Consider the following 16,160-nt stretch of genomic DNA (forward strand, 5'->3'; position numbering starts at 1 on the left):
ATGTTTTTAACAAATGAAGAACAACAAATGTGTGACGGGGAATTTGGAGAAACTATTAGAAAAAGTATGGATATCCTTGTTGCTTTAGGAGATATCTATGGAGCTTCTAAATTAGTCGACATTACTTCTGCACAGGTATCTGGTGTTTCTTATAAAACTATTGGGGATGCCGGTTTGGAATATCTTGAAGATTTGGCTTTGGACGGATCTGGAAAAGCTAGCGTTAATGCATCACTCAATCCGCCTGGAACTGATTTGGACAACTGGGAAAAATTAGGTTTTCCAAAGGATTTTGCAGTCAAGCAAAACCAGATTGTAGATGCCTATGCAAATCTGGGAATTTCCAAGACATGCACATGTACACCATACTTGGTAGGTAATGTTCCAAGATTCCGAGACCATGTGTCCTGGTCAGAATCATCTGCTGTTGCTTATGTTAATTCAGTTATCGGTGCTAGAACCAATCGTGAAGGAGGTCCTGCAGCTCTTGCAGCAGCAATTGTTGGAAAAACTCCATTATACGGTTTCCATTTAGCTGAAAACAGACAGGCCAATTTGGTTGTTAATGTCAGCTGTGAACTTAAGGGTGCTGATTTCGGTGCATTAGGTTACATTATCGGTAAATTTGTTGGAGGAGGAGTTCCTTACTTCAAACTTCAAAACACTCCCAACAACAATGACTTAAAAACTCTCGGTGCAGCTCTTGCATCATCAGGTTCTGTTGCACTTTACCATATGGAAAATGTAACTCCTGAAGCCAATCTGATTAACAGTGACGAAATTGAGGATATAATGTTTATATCTGAAAATGAAATTGAGGAAACCCGTCAAAAGTTATCAACTACTGACAGACAACCTGATTTAATCTGTTTGGGATGTCCTCACGCATCACTTGAAGAAATTAAACAAGTGGCTGATATTGTACAGGGAAAAAGCATTAAAAATAAATTATGGATTTGCACATCTGTTAGTGTAAAAGCAACCGCTGACAGAATGGGTTACACAAAAACCATTGAAAATGCAGGCGGAAACGTAGTATGTGACACCTGTATGGTTGTGGCTCCTATTGAAGATATGGGCTTTGAAGTAATCGGTGTGAATTCAGCTAAAGCAGCAAACTATGTTCCATCAATGTGTGGACTTGATGTTGTTTATAATGATGTAGAAAATCTTATTCAATTCGAATAAGGTTTTTCCAATTCTTTTTTTTCAAAAACTATTAAACTTTAAATTACATAAAAATTATAAATTATACTAATAGAAATTTTAGAGGAAGACTTTTTTATGAATTATTTAGTTGTTGGTGCTGGAAATGCAAGTCGGCCTGTTGCACGATTACTTAATTATTTAGGCCATAAAGTTGTAATAACTGATTTAAAAGATATTTCAGAATTTAAAATTGAATTTCAAAGAAGTTTAATTGAAATGGAAAAGGAAGGTGTTATTCTCGACTTGCCAAATAAAGACCCTTCAGTTGAAGGTTTTGATGCAGTTTATATGCCTCCAACTTTACCCGAAACAGCTCCAATTGCTAAAAAAGTCAAAAACTCAGATTTAAAGATTTTAACCAACGAAGAATTTTCCAGAATGGTAAATGATTTAATTCCAGTGGATATTATTGGAATTACAGGAACCATGGGAAAAACAACAACTACTTTTATCACAACCAGCCTATTCAAGCAGGCTGGCTATAATGTATGGTCATGTTCCTCATTAGTAAATAACCTTGTTTCAGAAGCTATCATTGATGGAATCGTTAAAGGCAAGGCTCAGGATTGTGACATTGCTATATTTGAACTTCCTCACGGTACAATCGGTCTTTTGGACAGACTGGATATTAAGATTGGTCTTTTAACCAATATTGCTGAAGACCATCTCTCTGAATTCGGAGGATCACTTGAAAGATACCAGCAGCGTAAACTTGTCCTTCAGGCCATGAGTGAAACTTTTATAGCCAACAATTCCTGCCGTGACATCATAGAAAGCGTCAGGGATGATGTGATATTCTATGCTTTAGATGAGGATGTTGATTTCAGAGGAACTGTCGGCGATAAATCATTAACAATCAAATCAAAGGATGATGAATTTACAACTCCATTTAATATGATGAGCTATTTCTTTGAAAACTCTGTTGCAGCATCAGCGGTTGCATTAACATATGGAGTTAAAAAGGAAGATATTATAGATGCACTGACAGTATTTAAAGGATTGCCTGCACACATGGAGGATGTAGGTGACTATAACGGAAGAAAAGTAATTCTCGATTCCGCATTTTTATATGATGGAATGAAAATAACCCTTGATTACTTCAAGGATGAAAGTGTAGTATTATTTTTAGATCATTTTGATACATTATCCGTTAGGGATAAGGCTGAAGTAGGAGAACTCGTAAGCGGATATGATATTAAAGTAGTTATTGCAAGCGGATTCAACGAAGTCACTCAGGAAGTTGAAATGGAAGCCGCTCAGGAAATTTTGGATGCAATAACCAATCCGAACATTGAAAAGGTAGCAGTTGAAAATATTGAGATAGCCGCATGTGAAACCTTTAAATATTCAGTTCCTGGAGACATTATCCTCCACATGGGACCTCTTATAGCATATGACAGGATTACCACAGTTGATAAAATCATGAAAGGACTTGAAAAGGGGAGTAAAATATATGAATAAAAATAAAACCTTTGGAGTTATTGGTGTTTGTGGTGCAAATGGTAATTTAATAGCCAGAATTTTAAAACAAAGAGGTTATGATGTAATAGGTACTGATTTGACATTTAAAAAAGATTGCAGGTTTGCAAATGCTTTGGAAGGTTATGATATTGAAGTCTTTTACGGACAGACTCCCGATAAATTTTTCAAAAAGGCGGATTATATAATTCCTCCTGCAAGCATGCCAAAAGATTCTGATATTTTAAAAAATTGCGATAAACCTATTTTGGAACTTAATGATGTAATAGACATGATTCAGCCTGAAAAACCGGTCTTTGGAATAACCGGAACTAACGGAAAGACAACTACAACAACTTTACTTAAAAAAATTGCTTATGATAATGGAATTAAACCCTGCGAGCATGATTTGGAAGGTATGCAGGGCAATGCAGAATTTATCCCGATTCTACAGTCAAGGCTGAACGGTGATGTTGGAATCTTGGAGGTCGGAACCTTTGGTGTTCCGGGCACTGTTGGAAGAATAGTGAGCGACACTTCAATGTCAAACGGTCTGATAACAAACATTACTCCCGATCATTTAAGAGACCTTGGAAGCTTTATGGAATATGCAAACGTTAAAGGAGAGTTCATAAAGGAATTGGGAATAGGTCAATTGATTGTAAACGGTCAGGATCCGACAATAATGGGACTTTTGCGCAAACTTGATTTTAAAGGTGAAGTCATAACATTTGGTGTTGATGAACTTCCGGATTCAATAGGTATGAAAGAATGCGTTTGCGGCCGTGAAATTGCAGTTAAGGAAATCATTTCAGGCTGCGGCTATTATTTCTGTCAATGCGGTGTAACAACTCCTCAGGTAGATTACATTGCAACAAATGTGGATTTGACCAACAGAACCTTTGATTTGCACACTCCATCAGAAAAATTAACTGTTAAAATGGGTGTGGATGGACTTCACAATGTTTATAATCTAACTGGTGTCATCATTGCGGCACATAAATTCCTCGACTTGCCTTATGATAAAATATTACCTTCTATTGCCAGTTTTACTGGTGTCAGTGGTAGAATGGAGGAAGTCGGTGAGGTAAAGGGCAAAGATATTTTTGTTGATTATGCCCACAATCCTGCAGGTGTTGAAACTGTGTTAAAAGAGTTTAAAAAACTCCATGGTGATTTTACAACAGTAATTACAATATCCTCAGAATCCGGATACAAGGGCGATTTGGAAATATTCAACAGCGTTTTGAAATTCTCAAAGTTCATTGTTCCCGCATCAACCGCATCTCAAAAAATCGCTTCTGAAAAATTGATTGAAAATCCAAAGTTTAATGACAGAATCTTTTTGAATTTTGTAGATGATTTTCAAAAAACTGGAACTATGGGAGCTTCTAAAAATCAGGTCAGAGACGGTATTAAAAAAGCATTAAACCTTGACTGTGAAATGGTCATAGCTATTGGTGAGGCTGCCACCAAATATAAATCCATAATATTCGATTTATAGTCAGTTTTAGGAAAATTTACAAACGAAAGTTATTTTTTTTGATTATTGATTCCAAGCAATATTACTTATCAAATGCTCTCACTAAACCTTTTATAAGAATGAAAAATTAATATCATAGTGAGGGTTATTGGTAAACTCATTTTTCACTCATTTAAAATTAGAAGGTTGAATTATGGCTAATTATATTTCACATCCTTTGATTAAAAAAGAGGCTATTGAATCTAGGTTATATCAGCAGGTTTTAGCAGGGGATGTTTTAAAAAAGGGAAATACGATGGTTGTTGCACCTACTGCTTTGGGTAAAACTATTATTGCAATTCTGGTAGCTGCAGACAGGCTTCAAAAAGTAAAAAATTCAAAAGTTTTAGTTCTGGCACCGTCAAAACCTTTGGCCATTCAACATGAAGACAGTTTTAAAGAATTTTTAACCCTTCCCTGCACCTCCATAACTGGTGCTATCAAAACTGATGAGAGAGTAAAACGGTGGGAAGAGTCCAGAATCATCTGCGCAACACCTCAAACAGTTGAATCTGACTTGTTAAATGGCCGTTATGATTTAAGCAGCGTATCTCTCATTGTTTTTGATGAATGCCATCACGGTGTAGGTTCCTACTCATATGTTTATTTGGCTTCCCGTTATGTCCAGGAATCCAATTACAATCTTATTTTGGGCCTTACTGCATCACCTGGATCTGATAAGGCTAAAATTAAGGAAGTTTGTGAAAATCTGTATATCCAGAATATTGTTGTTAAAACAGAGGATGACCCTGATGTCAGACCTTATTTTAATCCTGTCGAAATCGATTGGGTTAGGGTAAAAATGAGCACTGAACTTGAAAAAATTAAAACTCATGTTGATAAAGCTCTGAAAGTCAGATTGAAAGCACTGAAAAATATGGGAGTAATAAAAACAGTATCTGTTGGTAAAGTTGACATTTTAAAGGCAAGAGGAAGGATTCAAGGCGAAATTGCAAGGTCAGTTAATCCGGATAAGGACCTCTTCCATGCAATCTCTATTTTAAGTGCTGTTATCAATATTCAACATTCACAGGAATTAATAGAAACCCAGGGTATTCAGACTTTCAACAAGTATATTGCCAGATTACGAAAGAAAAAAACCAAAGCTGCAAAATCCCTCATGTGGGATGACAATTTTGGAAGGGCAGTTAAGATGGCCCGTGAAGCTGAAAGGCATGGCTGGGAGCATCCGAAACTTAGGGAAGTAACCAACATCCTGAAAAAGGAATTGGGCAGCGATGACGGTCAGACCAAACTTCAGTCTAATCGTGTAACAGGTAAAGATGAGAAATCCTCAAAAATTATCGTGTTTACACAATACAGGGATACTCTTGAAATGATTCATGAAAAACTTGAAAAAGAAGGAATTAAATCAGCTAAGTTCTTTGGTCAGGCTTCCAAAGACGGTCAGAAAGGTCTTACCCAAAAAGAGCAGAAAGCCATTATCAAATCATTCAGAATGGGTGAATATGATGTGCTTTTATCAACAAGTGTTGCTGAAGAGGGTATTGATATTCCTGCAGTTGACCTCGTTGTATTATATGAACCTGTTCCGTCAGAAGTGCGTATGATTCAAAGAAGAGGCAGAACCGGTCGTAAAAGAACAGGCCGTGTTAAAGTTTTAATAACAAATGGAACAAGGGATGAAGCTTATTACTGGTCAAGTGTCAGAAAAGAAGATAAGATGAAATATCAGCTGATTGACCCTGATGTTTTAGAAGAGCTCAATACATCTGCCATTGAAAGAATGGAAGACCAAAAGAAAGTTAAAGTAATCGACAGACCAAAAGTTGAAAAAGACAATCCTGTAGTTTTTGCTGATTCAAGGGAAGGAAATTCCAAAGTAATCAGGCATCTTTCTCAAATGGAAATAGATGTCAAAGTAAGATCAATGGCTGTTGGTGATTATCAGGTCAGTGATGAGGTTGTCATTGAGAGAAAAACAGCCAGTGATTTTGTTGAATCTATCATAGACAAGAGACTATTCAAGCAGGCTCGTGAATTGTCCGAAGAGTTCAAACGTCCGCTTCTCATTCTTGAAGGTGATGACATCTACAATGGTATGATTCATCCTAATGCAGTCAGGGGAACCATTGCAGCTATTGCAATTGATTTTGGTATCAGCATTATTCCAACTAGAAATTCCCAGGATACTGCTGCGATGATAAAAAGAATTGCCGTTCGTGAACAGAACGGTGAAAAAACTCCTATTCAGATAAGAACAGATAAAAAGCCTGTAAGTTTATGGGAACAGCAGTTGTTCATTATAGAATCACTGCCTAATATAGGTCCTGTCAATGCCAAAAATTTGCTGCAGCATTTCGGGACTGTTGAAAAAGTAATCAGCGCCTCCGAAAGTGAACTTCAGGAAGTTGAAGGTATTGGTAAAAAAACTGCTAAAAATATTAGAAAAGTAGTTGAATCAGAGTATTTGTATTTTGATAAGGAGATTAAAGAAAAGAAACTTCTTTAATCTAGATTTTAAAGTTTTTTTTAATATATTCATAACTTTTTTTAATGGAATCGTAATCATTTACCTCAATGATATAGATGCCATCAAAATTTTTCTTTTCAAAAATATTGATGATAGTGTTTAATTCAATAGAGCCTTCACCTAATGCAAGGTGTGCATCGTCATCACCAAAATTATCATGCGCATGTATGTGTTTAATTGAATCAAAATACATTGCCTCTGTCGGATATCCCACATGATTTGCATGGCCGATGTCCAATGTCATTGACATGTCAAGTGAAACCAGAAGCTCATTTAAATCTTCCATATTTTTATAAAGCATTCCGTCAAAGTTCGGCATGTTTTCTATTGTTGTTAAAACACCTGAATCATTTCCATATTCACCAAGTTCTTTAATGGATTCGTTTGCATAATCATAAACCTTGTCGAGGAAATATTTATTTGCTAAAAATGTTGCCAGTCCCGGATGGACAACAACAGCTTCAGCATTGATTTTATTTGCCAAATCTATGGAATCCTTAATCTGTCTTATTGAATTCAATCTGCTTTTGTCCTGCAGTGCTGCTATATTAACGTCCATAAACGGGCTGTGAACAGAATATTTGAGATTATAACTTTCCAAAGTGTCGGGATCAATATTTTCTGCAGGGAACTGATGAACCAGTTCAACATATTCAATGCCCAAATTCTCAACAAACTCTAATGTCTCTTCCAGGGGATGTTCTATTCCCGCCAGGGATGATGCGCCAATTTTCATATTATCACTGTTTTTGAACTGCTGTAATTTCCAATCCCATCTCAATGGCTTCCAGGATAAGGTCGGATAATTCATTTCCGTTTTTAATTTTGATTTCTCCTTTTTTGGATGTGGTTGCGGTAAACAGGTATTGCCCATCAATTTTGATGTCGAAATCTTTTCTTCCGTTTTCTCTTCCCAAATCCAAAATCATCTGTTTTCTTGTATGAATAATGTCCACTTCAAATGGAGTCTTGTCAACAGGTTTTTCCTCAATAATTTCCACTCCGAGACTTATTCCGATATCTTGTTCAATTTCAGCAATTCTCTTGCCGTTCTTTCCGATAATTTTTGGAATATATTGGTCTGGAATGTAGATGTTGGCTCTGTCAGGTGATATTACTTCAACCTCTACCTTGGCCTTTTTAGGAAGTATCCTTTTTATTTTCCTTAAAATTTCTTTCTCGGCGATTAAATCCACTGATGACTTGTTTTTTTCCTGAGGATTTCCTCCGTTTACCAAATCCATATCCATTACGATTGTCTGTTCACCGTAAGTGTAGATTTCATTTTTAAGTTTGCCTGTTTCAAAGTCTCTCACTTCAATAACCGGCCTTGCAAGGTCAGCTTCCTTCATTCCACTTGGAACCTTAACTGTCATTTTTGTTTCATAAACGCTTGTAACTTTACCGTTTTCGATATAAATGCTTGTATCTACAATGGATGGAATAACTCCCAGCTCAACCCTTGAAGCGATTCTCTGAATTGCGTCTATAGGTCTTGTTGCATGCACAACACCAATCATTCCGACCCCTGCAAGCCTCATGTCTGCAAAGATACTGAAGTCAGTGTTTTTCCTGAGTTCATCATAGATTGTATAATCAGGTCTTACAAGCAATAAAACATCAGCAGTATTTTCCATGCTTCCTTCAAGAGGAGCATATTGGGTTATATCGTCAGGTAACTGCAGGTCTCTTGGAGATTCCATTGTCTTTACAATCTTGTTTAATTTTGAAGAATAATATTTTGCGATTGCCTGAACAAATGTGGATTTACCGGCTCCTGGAGAACCTGAAATCAATATTCCTTCTGCACTGGTTCTTATTCTCTCCAGTAACTTGTCTGATAAATTATATTCATCTAAACTGATATTTGCAACCGGTCTGACAGCAGTGATTTCCAATGCTTCTGAAAATGGAGGATAAGCTATTGATATTCTGTATTCTCTTGATTGAACAACAAATGAACCCTCTTTATCTGATTCCAAATATGTTTTTGGATCATTTTTTGCCTTTTCAAGAATTTCTTCAACGATATCGCTAAGCTGTGAGTATGAATAGGGTTTCTTTTCCAGTTTGACAAAGTCAATATGGCCAGGAATTCCTTTTTTGGCCATCGGTGCAACATTTTCCTTTAAGTGTATGGACATTGTTTCATCATCAAAGAGTCTTTCAATTGAAAGGGATTTTTCCTTGTATTCCTGTTTAACGTAATGAACAGGTATTCCCTGTGCCTTTGCCACTTCAGCCTGCACTTTGTCATTGGTAACGAGTGTTGCAAATTCTGATTTTGCAAGGTCCCTGATAATACTGTCTATTTCACCGCTTTTTGCATATCTTATGTCATAGTTGGTAGGTCTTTTGCCTTTAAAGCTGATTGCCAGTTCTCCATCATCCTGCATAAATTGGAGTTTTTTAAGCTCTTCTAAGCCTTTTCTTCCTTCGGTTCTGTTGGCATTTGCCTGATGTTCTAATTCGCAAACGACAGCTTCAGGTACAATAATCTCAGGATAGTCAAAATCTCCATTTTCAATCAGTTCGCTTACTGCACCGATAATTACTGCGCTTGTATCTGGGACTATTGCTTTCATTTTAATACACGTCATCCGGATTAACTAGTCTTTCTAAAATTATTTCCAAATCTTCGTCTTTAACATCGTCAATGTCAATGTCATTGTTGGTAATTTTTCTAAAAAAGCATGAAAGATAACCTTCGTGACAAGCTGCACCTGTCTGTTTGATTTTCAATACAACTGCATCCATGTCACAGTCTACCAGAATTTCCTTAACTTCCTGGTAGTGTCCTGAACTTTCGCCTTTTAACCATAACTGGTTTCTAGAAGTGCTCCAGTAATGTGCTTTTCCTGTTTTAATGGTTTTGATTAATGCTTCCTTGTTCATATTCGCAAGCATCAATATTTGATTTGTGTCTGCATCCTGAGCAACGGCTGTAATTACTTTAACGCCGTTGATTTCGTGTCTGAAGTTAATTTCCATATTTATTCTCCTTTAATGTAAGTAATAATATTTTCAATGTCAACAAGTTCCTGTTCACCGCTGACCATGTCTTTAATGGTAATTTTGCCTTCTTCCAAATCCTTTTCACCGATAATGGCAATTTTTGGAACTTTGATTTTATCTGCATAATTCATTAATTTCTTGAATTTTTTACCGTTCAAATCAACATCCACTTTAATGTTGTTTTTTCTTAAAGTTTGGGTAATTTCATAAGCTTTAGGCCTTACGCTTTGGGATATTGGAGCAACATAAATGTCAATGTGTGATGGAAGCTCTTCTGCATCGGTAAGCTCTTCGATTGCATTCATCAATCTGTCAAATCCAAGTGCAAATCCTGTTGATTCAACTTCCTGGCCTCCAAAGAGTTTAACAAGGCTGTATGATCCTCCACCGCAAATCTGCTTTTGGGCACCAAGTTCTGGAACGTAAATCTCGAATACAATTCCTGTATAATAGTCAAGTCCTCTTGCAACACCAAGATTCAAGGTATAGTTGTCAACACCAAAGGCTTCAAGAAGTGAAATTAATTCCTTCAATTCATTCAAAGCTTCTTTAGGCTCATCATACGGATCAATGAGTTCCTCGACATCACTGATGATTGATTTGTCGCCAACCATGTCAATAAGTTTTAATAATATCTGATTTAACTCATCATTATCGATTACAGGATTGTCTCCGCTTAATGATTCGATTAACAGGTCTTTGTCCCCTTTGTCAATAACGACCATTATTTCCCTTTGGGTTTCCTGTGTGATATTGAAGTGTTTGAAAAGTCCTCTGATGATTCCGAGGTGGTTGACATTAACGTCGGCTGTGGTTATTCCAAGTGCATTTATCGCATCGCTGCACAGTGCAATGACTTCAGCTTCGCCCTGCGGTGTTTTTGCTCCGATAAGTTCGCAACCGAATTGCCAGAACTGTCTGAATCTTCCTTTCTGAGGTCTTTCATATCTAAAACAGCTTCCATAATAATAAAGTTTAATAGGTTTTGTGGAAGTCTTTTCAAGTTCGTTTAAGTATAATCTTGCAACAGGAGCAGTGATTTCAGGTCTTAAAGTTAATTCTCTGTCTGATTTGTCTTTAAAATTGTATAACTGATTTACAATTTCCTCTCCTGATTTTGTTGTAAATAACTTTAATTCTTCAAATAGTGGAGTTTTAATCTCCTGATAACCGTAATTTTCGAATATGTTTCTTAAGGTACTTTCTGCTTTTTTACGCTGTCTCATTTCATCAAATAAGAAATCTCTAGTACCTCTTGGTCTTGTAAATTCCATTTTAGTTCTCCTTTGAATATAATTTATTATAATAAAATTTTGTACATACAAATTTATATAATCTTTGTTAATCAATTAATTATTATATGAAAATTAAAGGCAGTACAAATATTGTAGGTTTGATAGGCCATCCTGTCGAACATAGTTTTTCACCACCAATGCACAATGCCGCATTTGATGAGCTGGGCATGGATTACGCTTATGTTGCATTTGATGTAAATCCTGAAGATTTGTCATCAGCCATCGAAGGAGCCAAATCATTAAACATCAAAGGATTCAATGTAACTATTCCTCACAAGATTGAAGTGATGCAGTACTTGGATGAGCTTGATGAAGTTGCAGAATTGATTGGTGCTGTAAATACAATAGATTTTAAAAATATGAAAGGATACAATACCGATGGAATAGGTGCAATACGAGCTATTGAAGAGGTCACAAGCATAAAAAATAAAGATGTTATTGTTGCAGGTGCAGGAGGTGCTTCAAGAGCAATTTCATTTTACCTGGCCAAGTTCGGAGCAGCTTCAATAACAATATTGAACAGGAATGTTGAAAGAGCTCAAAGTTTGGCAGGTGATGTTCTGGCGTCTGATTTGATAGGAGATGTTAATGCAGACTCAATTTCAAAAATTGATAATCTTCTTGGCGATGCAGATATCCTAGTTGATACAACTCCTCTTGGAATGCATCCTCACATTGACGATGAACCTGTTGCAGCTGCAGAAGATATGCATGAAGATCTTGTTGTTTTTGATGCGGTTTACAATCCGAATGAAACAGTACTTTTAAGCGAAGCCATTAAAGCAGGTGCAAAGCCTGTATACGGAATTAAAATGCTGCTTTATCAGGGTGCTGAAAGCTTTAGGATATGGACAGGTCGGGATGCGCCAGTCAGTGTTATGGAAAAGGCACTTAATGAATTTTTAGGAAGATAATATGGATTTAATGTTTGATATTTCAGGGTTAACATCTGATGAAGAGAAATTTTCAGATTCCAAAAAGGACGTGCTGAAATTTCTAAAGATTATCGGTGTGGATAGTCGTTTCATTTCATATACTCCTCAAAAAATCTACATTAACTCCTTGAGGTTTTCAAAATTTTCAAGAACCCGTGAAAAAACATTTTACAGGCAATATCCTGATATTGAAGTTGTAAGAAACAGTTTATTTCAAAAGATTTGTTCAAAATCCGCCAAAACACTGACATTGGAAATCAAACCTAACTCAAAAATATTAATGCCTGAAGATAATTATGTCTGTGAACTGCTTCTGGAACCTTATACCCGTAAATATGGTGTTGAACTGATTTATGAAGGGAATTATGATTTAAAAGTAAATCCATTAATTTTGGATGATAAGGTAAACACTATTTTCGAAGGAATTTTTGATGGTGAAGGATTAAACATTCCTAAAAAGGATGATGAAATTTATCCGTTGGCCAATGTGTCATTGGATTGGATTAATTCATTTTTGGAAATGGACGGTCATGATTTGATTGAAGAGGAAAATAATGATGAACTGGCAAACTCATTTTCCGAATTTTTAGAGGATGTTGCTCCACAATTCAGGGAAAATGTCGTCAGTGCATCTGAATTTATCGAACAAAAATTAAAAAATAAAGATTAAAAACTGAAAAGTGATACCTGCTTGTCAGTTTTCTTTTTAGGTTTTTCTTCTTTTTCTTCTTCTGGAATTTCCTCTTCGACAGTTTCGATTTCCTCAGCTTCAGCTTCAGATTCAATTCCGTCAATATCGAATGGAAGTTCCTCTTCAGGAGTTTCGCCGGCTTCTTCAATTTCTTCAGCAGCATTCATCATCTGATTTTGAAGGGCTTCAAACCTTTTGTCACGCTCTTCCACTCTCATTTGAGCTTTTTGCTTTTCCATTTTGGTTACGACTTTTTTAGGGATTTTCTTTTTCCTGAATCTTTTTATTTCATCATCTTCCAATTCCAGAAAGTCAGAAATTTCCCATGCAAGTTCATCGTTTTGAAACATTATCTCCAAGTACGGAAACATTGAAATTGCTATTGCATGAGAGATATGCATTTTTTCAGACATTTTCTCAGCGATTCCGTCTCTGAGGTTTCTTTTACCTCTATTTCTTCCCATTAGTGTAAATATTGTAGGAGTCTGAATCTTTGAGAATTTTTTATAGGTTTCTTTTTTGGAGGAACTTACTCCTATTCCCATAAAATCGCTTGCATATTTCCAGTAACCGTAATTTCTGCTGCTTTGAGCTCTTCCAAAGTACAAATCAGCTTTTGCAATGTTTTCATAAGCTTTCTTGATTTCATTTTTGTTGGTGTATTCTCTTGGAATGTTCTCGGCAATGTATTCCATAACAAGTGTAGGATCTTCATCCACTCTCATGGCTTCCCTTACATGCTGCGGATTTTTACTTTTTAAAACACCGGTTATAGCATTGAAAATATCGGATCTGTCGTCCTTGATTCTTAAGTTTTCAACATCCCTTGGTTCCAGTGCTTCATCCTTATCTGCCAATGCCTGAAGGGTATTGATTGCTGATCGCATATCTCCATTTGATTTTTTAGCAATTAAATCCAATGCCTTTGGATTAGCTTTGATTTCTTCTTTTTGAGCTATTTCTCTTAAAGCCTTCCTGATGGTGGGGCTTCTGATTTTAGGCATTTTAATTACGGTACATTTTGGCTTAATGGATTGCAAACGTTTTGAGTAAAAGTCATTTGCCATTAAAATCATTGGATGCTTTGAGTTTTTAATAATGTCTCCGATTGCCTTTACTCCTCCACGATCGTTTGTTCCGTGGATTCCGTCTATTTCGTCCATTATGATTAGCTTGTAGTCGTCTCCAAACAGTGATCTTGAAGAAGAGGACTCGCCAACTGTACTTTTAATAACATCCTGTGAACGTTTATCACTTGCATTAAGTTCAATATGTTCTGAAAACTCTTTTGCAATAACAAGGGCAAGTGTAGTTTTTCCAATTCCTGGAGGTCCTACTAAGAGAAGCGGTTTTTGAGGGTTTCCACTTTTCCAAGTTTTAACCCATTCCTGGATTATTTTTTTCTCTTTATTGTTACCTACCACTTCATCTAATGTCTGTGGTCGGTATTTGTCAGTCCATAACATTTCTATACCTTAAATGAATTTAGTTAAAAGAGCTTCAAGCTGGATTCTTGGATTAGCTCCTTCTCTGATTCTAAAATCACATTCTGCTATTGCTTCTATTAAGTTAATGTAAAAGTCAGGTTCCATTTTACCTTCAACAACTCTTTTGGAAACTTCCTGATAAATCTGAGTTACCATATCTTCGCCGCTTGTTCCCTGCAGAACCATTGTTTCTCTCAATATGGTTCTCGCACCTAAAAAGTCTCCAACCAAAGCTTTATTTATCATGTTTCCAATTTCCTGAGGTTTTGCTTTGGATACTACTTCATAAACAGATTCTTCTGTTATTGCCTCACCTTCTGATGCGGCTGCCTGCAAGACATTGACGGCTTTTCTCATGTCTCCTTCAGCGAAATAGACAATAGTTTCAATACCTTTTTCATCTGCTTCGAATCCTTCATTTTCGCAAATGAATTTTAATCTTTCAGCTATTTCCTCTCCTTTTATTGGAGCGAATCTGAATATAGCACATCTTGATTGGATTGGGTCGATAATTTTTGATGAGTAATTACATGAAAGTATAAATGAAGCGGTTTTTGTATACATTTCCATTTCACGTCTAAGTGCATGCTGTGCATCTTTAGTCATGTTGTCAACTTCGTCCAGAAATATTATTCTGAATGGAGCGCCTACAGGTTTCAGTCTGCAGAAATTTTTAATGCGGTCTCTTACTGTGTCAATTCCCCTTGCATCTGAAGCGTTCAATTCCAAAAAGTTTTGTCTCCAGTATTCTCCTAATATTGATTTGACTAATGCAAGTGCAGTTGTGGTTTTTCCAACACCTGCCGGACCTGTAAACATTAAGTTAGGCATACTTTCTTCGCCTACATATTTTTCAAGTCTGGTAATGATTTGTTTTTGTCCTACAACGTCTTCTAATTTTTGTGGTCTATATTTTTCTACCCATGGTCCGCTCATTTAATCACCATTTTTTTATAGTAACATTTATGTATCATGTAGTTAAATTATTTTTTGCTTAACTTTTAAAATATATGAAAACTAACTAATATATAATTAAAGAGAGCATTTGATTAGTAATATTTATCAAAAATTATTTAGGTGTTAAAAATGAGAGGCACATGGAAACTTAAGTTGAGAATGATTCTGACCTCAGTAATCATGTTTTCCGCTGTTTACTTTCTGGTATTTCTCGTAAGCAGATATTTGGGAATTAGCAGCTGGAGATTATACGCAGGTGTGAGCTTTGCTATTGTATTCTTGCAATACTGGTTTGGACCATCTTTGGTTAAACGTTCAATGAATGTGAGGCCATTATCTGAAGCTGAAGCGCCTCATATCCATAAAATGGTTGAAGAACTTGCCCGTGAAGCTAATGTTCCAAAACCGGAAGTAGGTATCTCATTAATCAATATTCCGAATGCATTTGCTTATGGAAGAACCAGCAGAAGCGGACATATTGCAATTACCCGTCCGATTTTAGGTTTACTTGACTATGACGAGTTAAGGGCAGTGCTGGGTCATGAAATGGGTCATATCAAACATAATGATATGGCAGTAACTGCTGCTGTCAGTGTGGTTCCGATGATTTGTTATTATCTTGCATTGTCATTTATGTTTTCAGGAGACAATGACAACGGTGCAGGGATTCTGATTGGAATTTTAGGTTATCTATTTTATCTGCTTGGACAGCTTCTGGTATTGTTTATTTCAAGAACCCGTGAATATTATGCAGATGAGGCAAGCGTTGAGTTTGGAAACCGTCCTGCAGCACTGGTATCAGCATTATACAAATTGTCCTATGGAGCTGCAAGATGCAGTAAAGAAACTATTGATGAGGTAAATACCAACAGGGCGTTCTTTGTAAATGATGTAAACAATGCAGAACATGACGTTACAGATTTCCAGCAGATAGATTTCGACGGCGATGGAAAAATCTCTGACGAAGAATTAAGAAGACTTGCAAATTCAGAAATTAAAATTTCAAAAACAAATGGAATCATGGAACTTCTCTCCACTCATCCGGATTCCTTAAAAAGAGTAAAAAGATTAGCAGAATTAGAAAATTAGGTGTAATT

General features: G+C 36.3%; 13 protein-coding genes. 7 read left to right on the forward strand and 6 right to left on the reverse strand.

Annotated elements, in window-relative coordinates; translation table 11 throughout:
- From QZU75_RS03695 to QZU75_RS03710, 4 genes are all read left to right on the forward strand, one after another.
- Positions 1-1,188, forward strand: coding sequence for an aconitase X catalytic domain-containing protein (locus QZU75_RS03695; RefSeq protein ID WP_296881604.1), 1,188 nt, complete (start codon positions 1-3; stop codon positions 1,186-1,188).
- 96 nt (positions 1,189-1,284) lie between these two features.
- On the forward strand, positions 1,285-2,670 hold the full coding sequence (locus QZU75_RS03700; protein ID WP_296881605.1) for a Mur ligase family protein: 1,386 nt from the start codon (positions 1,285-1,287) through the stop codon (positions 2,668-2,670).
- Positions 2,663-4,171: a Mur ligase family protein gene (locus tag QZU75_RS03705; protein WP_296881606.1), complete on the forward strand. Its 1,509-nt coding sequence runs from the start codon at positions 2,663-2,665 to the stop codon at positions 4,169-4,171. Before QZU75_RS03700 ends, QZU75_RS03705 begins: the two co-directional genes overlap by 8 nt.
- A gap of 172 nt (positions 4,172-4,343) precedes the next feature.
- Complete coding sequence (locus QZU75_RS03710; protein ID WP_296881607.1) at positions 4,344-6,662, forward strand: DEAD/DEAH box helicase; 2,319 nt, start codon at positions 4,344-4,346, stop codon at positions 6,660-6,662.
- Position 6,663: 1 nt separating this feature from the next.
- Here QZU75_RS03710 and QZU75_RS03715 read toward each other — a convergent pair whose 3' ends face one another.
- The 4 genes from QZU75_RS03715 to hisS are packed head-to-tail and all read right to left on the reverse strand — an operon-like array spanning position 6,664 to position 10,972.
- Complete coding sequence (locus tag QZU75_RS03715; RefSeq protein WP_296881608.1) at positions 6,664-7,419, reverse strand: sugar phosphate isomerase/epimerase; 756 nt, start codon at positions 7,417-7,419, stop codon at positions 6,664-6,666.
- A gap of 4 nt (positions 7,420-7,423) precedes the next feature.
- Positions 7,424-9,268, reverse strand: coding sequence for a PINc/VapC family ATPase (locus QZU75_RS03720; protein WP_296881609.1), 1,845 nt, complete (start codon positions 9,266-9,268; stop codon positions 7,424-7,426).
- Between the two features lies 1 nt (position 9,269).
- A complete protein-coding gene (gene hisI / locus QZU75_RS03725) occupies positions 9,270-9,674 on the reverse strand; it encodes a phosphoribosyl-AMP cyclohydrolase (RefSeq protein ID WP_296881610.1) in 405 nt (134 codons plus the stop codon).
- A gap of 2 nt (positions 9,675-9,676) precedes the next feature.
- Positions 9,677-10,972, reverse strand: a complete 1,296-nt coding sequence (hisS, locus tag QZU75_RS03730) for a histidine--tRNA ligase (RefSeq protein WP_296881611.1) — start codon at positions 10,970-10,972, stop codon at positions 9,677-9,679.
- A gap of 86 nt (positions 10,973-11,058) precedes the next feature.
- Here hisS and QZU75_RS03735 point away from each other — a divergent pair, with 86 nt between their 5' ends.
- Positions 11,059-11,907, forward strand: coding sequence for a shikimate dehydrogenase (locus QZU75_RS03735; RefSeq protein ID WP_296881612.1), 849 nt, complete (start codon positions 11,059-11,061; stop codon positions 11,905-11,907).
- Position 11,908: 1 nt separating this feature from the next.
- Entirely contained in the window at positions 11,909-12,598 is a 690-nt protein-coding gene (locus tag QZU75_RS03740; protein WP_296881613.1) for an ATPase, read from the forward strand.
- Here the strand turns inward: QZU75_RS03740 and QZU75_RS03745 are convergent.
- Together QZU75_RS03745 and QZU75_RS03750 are read right to left on the reverse strand one after the other, a co-directional pair.
- Positions 12,595-14,085 (reverse strand): replication factor C large subunit, encoded by a 1,491-nt coding sequence (locus QZU75_RS03745; RefSeq protein ID WP_296881614.1) that lies wholly within the window; start codon positions 14,083-14,085, stop codon positions 12,595-12,597. The genes QZU75_RS03740 and QZU75_RS03745 overlap by 4 nt on opposite strands.
- Positions 14,086-14,094: 9 nt before the next feature.
- On the reverse strand, positions 14,095-15,042 hold the full coding sequence (locus QZU75_RS03750; RefSeq protein WP_296881615.1) for a replication factor C small subunit: 948 nt from the start codon (positions 15,040-15,042) through the stop codon (positions 14,095-14,097).
- A 150-nt stretch (positions 15,043-15,192) separates the two neighbouring features.
- On the opposite strand from QZU75_RS03750, the gene QZU75_RS03755 reads away from it, so the two are divergent.
- Positions 15,193-16,152 (forward strand): zinc metalloprotease HtpX, encoded by a 960-nt coding sequence (locus QZU75_RS03755; RefSeq protein ID WP_296881616.1) that lies wholly within the window; start codon positions 15,193-15,195, stop codon positions 16,150-16,152.
- Positions 16,153-16,160: the final 8 nt, after the last annotated feature.

It is taken from the genome of uncultured Methanobrevibacter sp., assembly GCF_902764455.1.
Lineage (GTDB): Archaea > Methanobacteriota > Methanobacteria > Methanobacteriales > Methanobacteriaceae > Methanocatella.

What these genes read in the sequence shown, in the direction of transcription:
- QZU75_RS03695 (WP_296881604.1), top strand. Translation starts at nt 1, where the DNA reads ATGTTTTTAACAAATGAAGAACAACAAATGTGTGACGGGGAATTTGGA.
- QZU75_RS03700 (WP_296881605.1), top strand. Translation starts at nt 1,285, where the DNA reads ATGAATTATTTAGTTGTTGGTGCTGGAAATGCAAGTCGGCCTGTTGCA.
- QZU75_RS03705 (WP_296881606.1), top strand. Translation starts at nt 2,663, where the DNA reads ATGAATAAAAATAAAACCTTTGGAGTTATTGGTGTTTGTGGTGCAAAT.
- QZU75_RS03710 (WP_296881607.1), top strand. Translation starts at nt 4,344, where the DNA reads ATGGCTAATTATATTTCACATCCTTTGATTAAAAAAGAGGCTATTGAA.
- QZU75_RS03715 (WP_296881608.1), bottom strand. Translation starts at nt 7,419, where the DNA reads ATGAAAATTGGCGCATCATCCCTGGCGGGAATAGAACATCCCCTGGAA.
- QZU75_RS03720 (WP_296881609.1), bottom strand. Translation starts at nt 9,268, where the DNA reads ATGAAAGCAATAGTCCCAGATACAAGCGCAGTAATTATCGGTGCAGTA.
- hisI (WP_296881610.1), bottom strand. Translation starts at nt 9,674, where the DNA reads ATGGAAATTAACTTCAGACACGAAATCAACGGCGTTAAAGTAATTACA.
- hisS (WP_296881611.1), bottom strand. Translation starts at nt 10,972, where the DNA reads ATGGAATTTACAAGACCAAGAGGTACTAGAGATTTCTTATTTGATGAA.
- QZU75_RS03735 (WP_296881612.1), top strand. Translation starts at nt 11,059, where the DNA reads ATGAAAATTAAAGGCAGTACAAATATTGTAGGTTTGATAGGCCATCCT.
- QZU75_RS03740 (WP_296881613.1), top strand. Translation starts at nt 11,909, where the DNA reads ATGGATTTAATGTTTGATATTTCAGGGTTAACATCTGATGAAGAGAAA.
- QZU75_RS03745 (WP_296881614.1), bottom strand. Translation starts at nt 14,085, where the DNA reads ATGTTATGGACTGACAAATACCGACCACAGACATTAGATGAAGTGGTA.
- QZU75_RS03750 (WP_296881615.1), bottom strand. Translation starts at nt 15,042, where the DNA reads ATGAGCGGACCATGGGTAGAAAAATATAGACCACAAAAATTAGAAGAC.
- QZU75_RS03755 (WP_296881616.1), top strand. Translation starts at nt 15,193, where the DNA reads ATGAGAGGCACATGGAAACTTAAGTTGAGAATGATTCTGACCTCAGTA.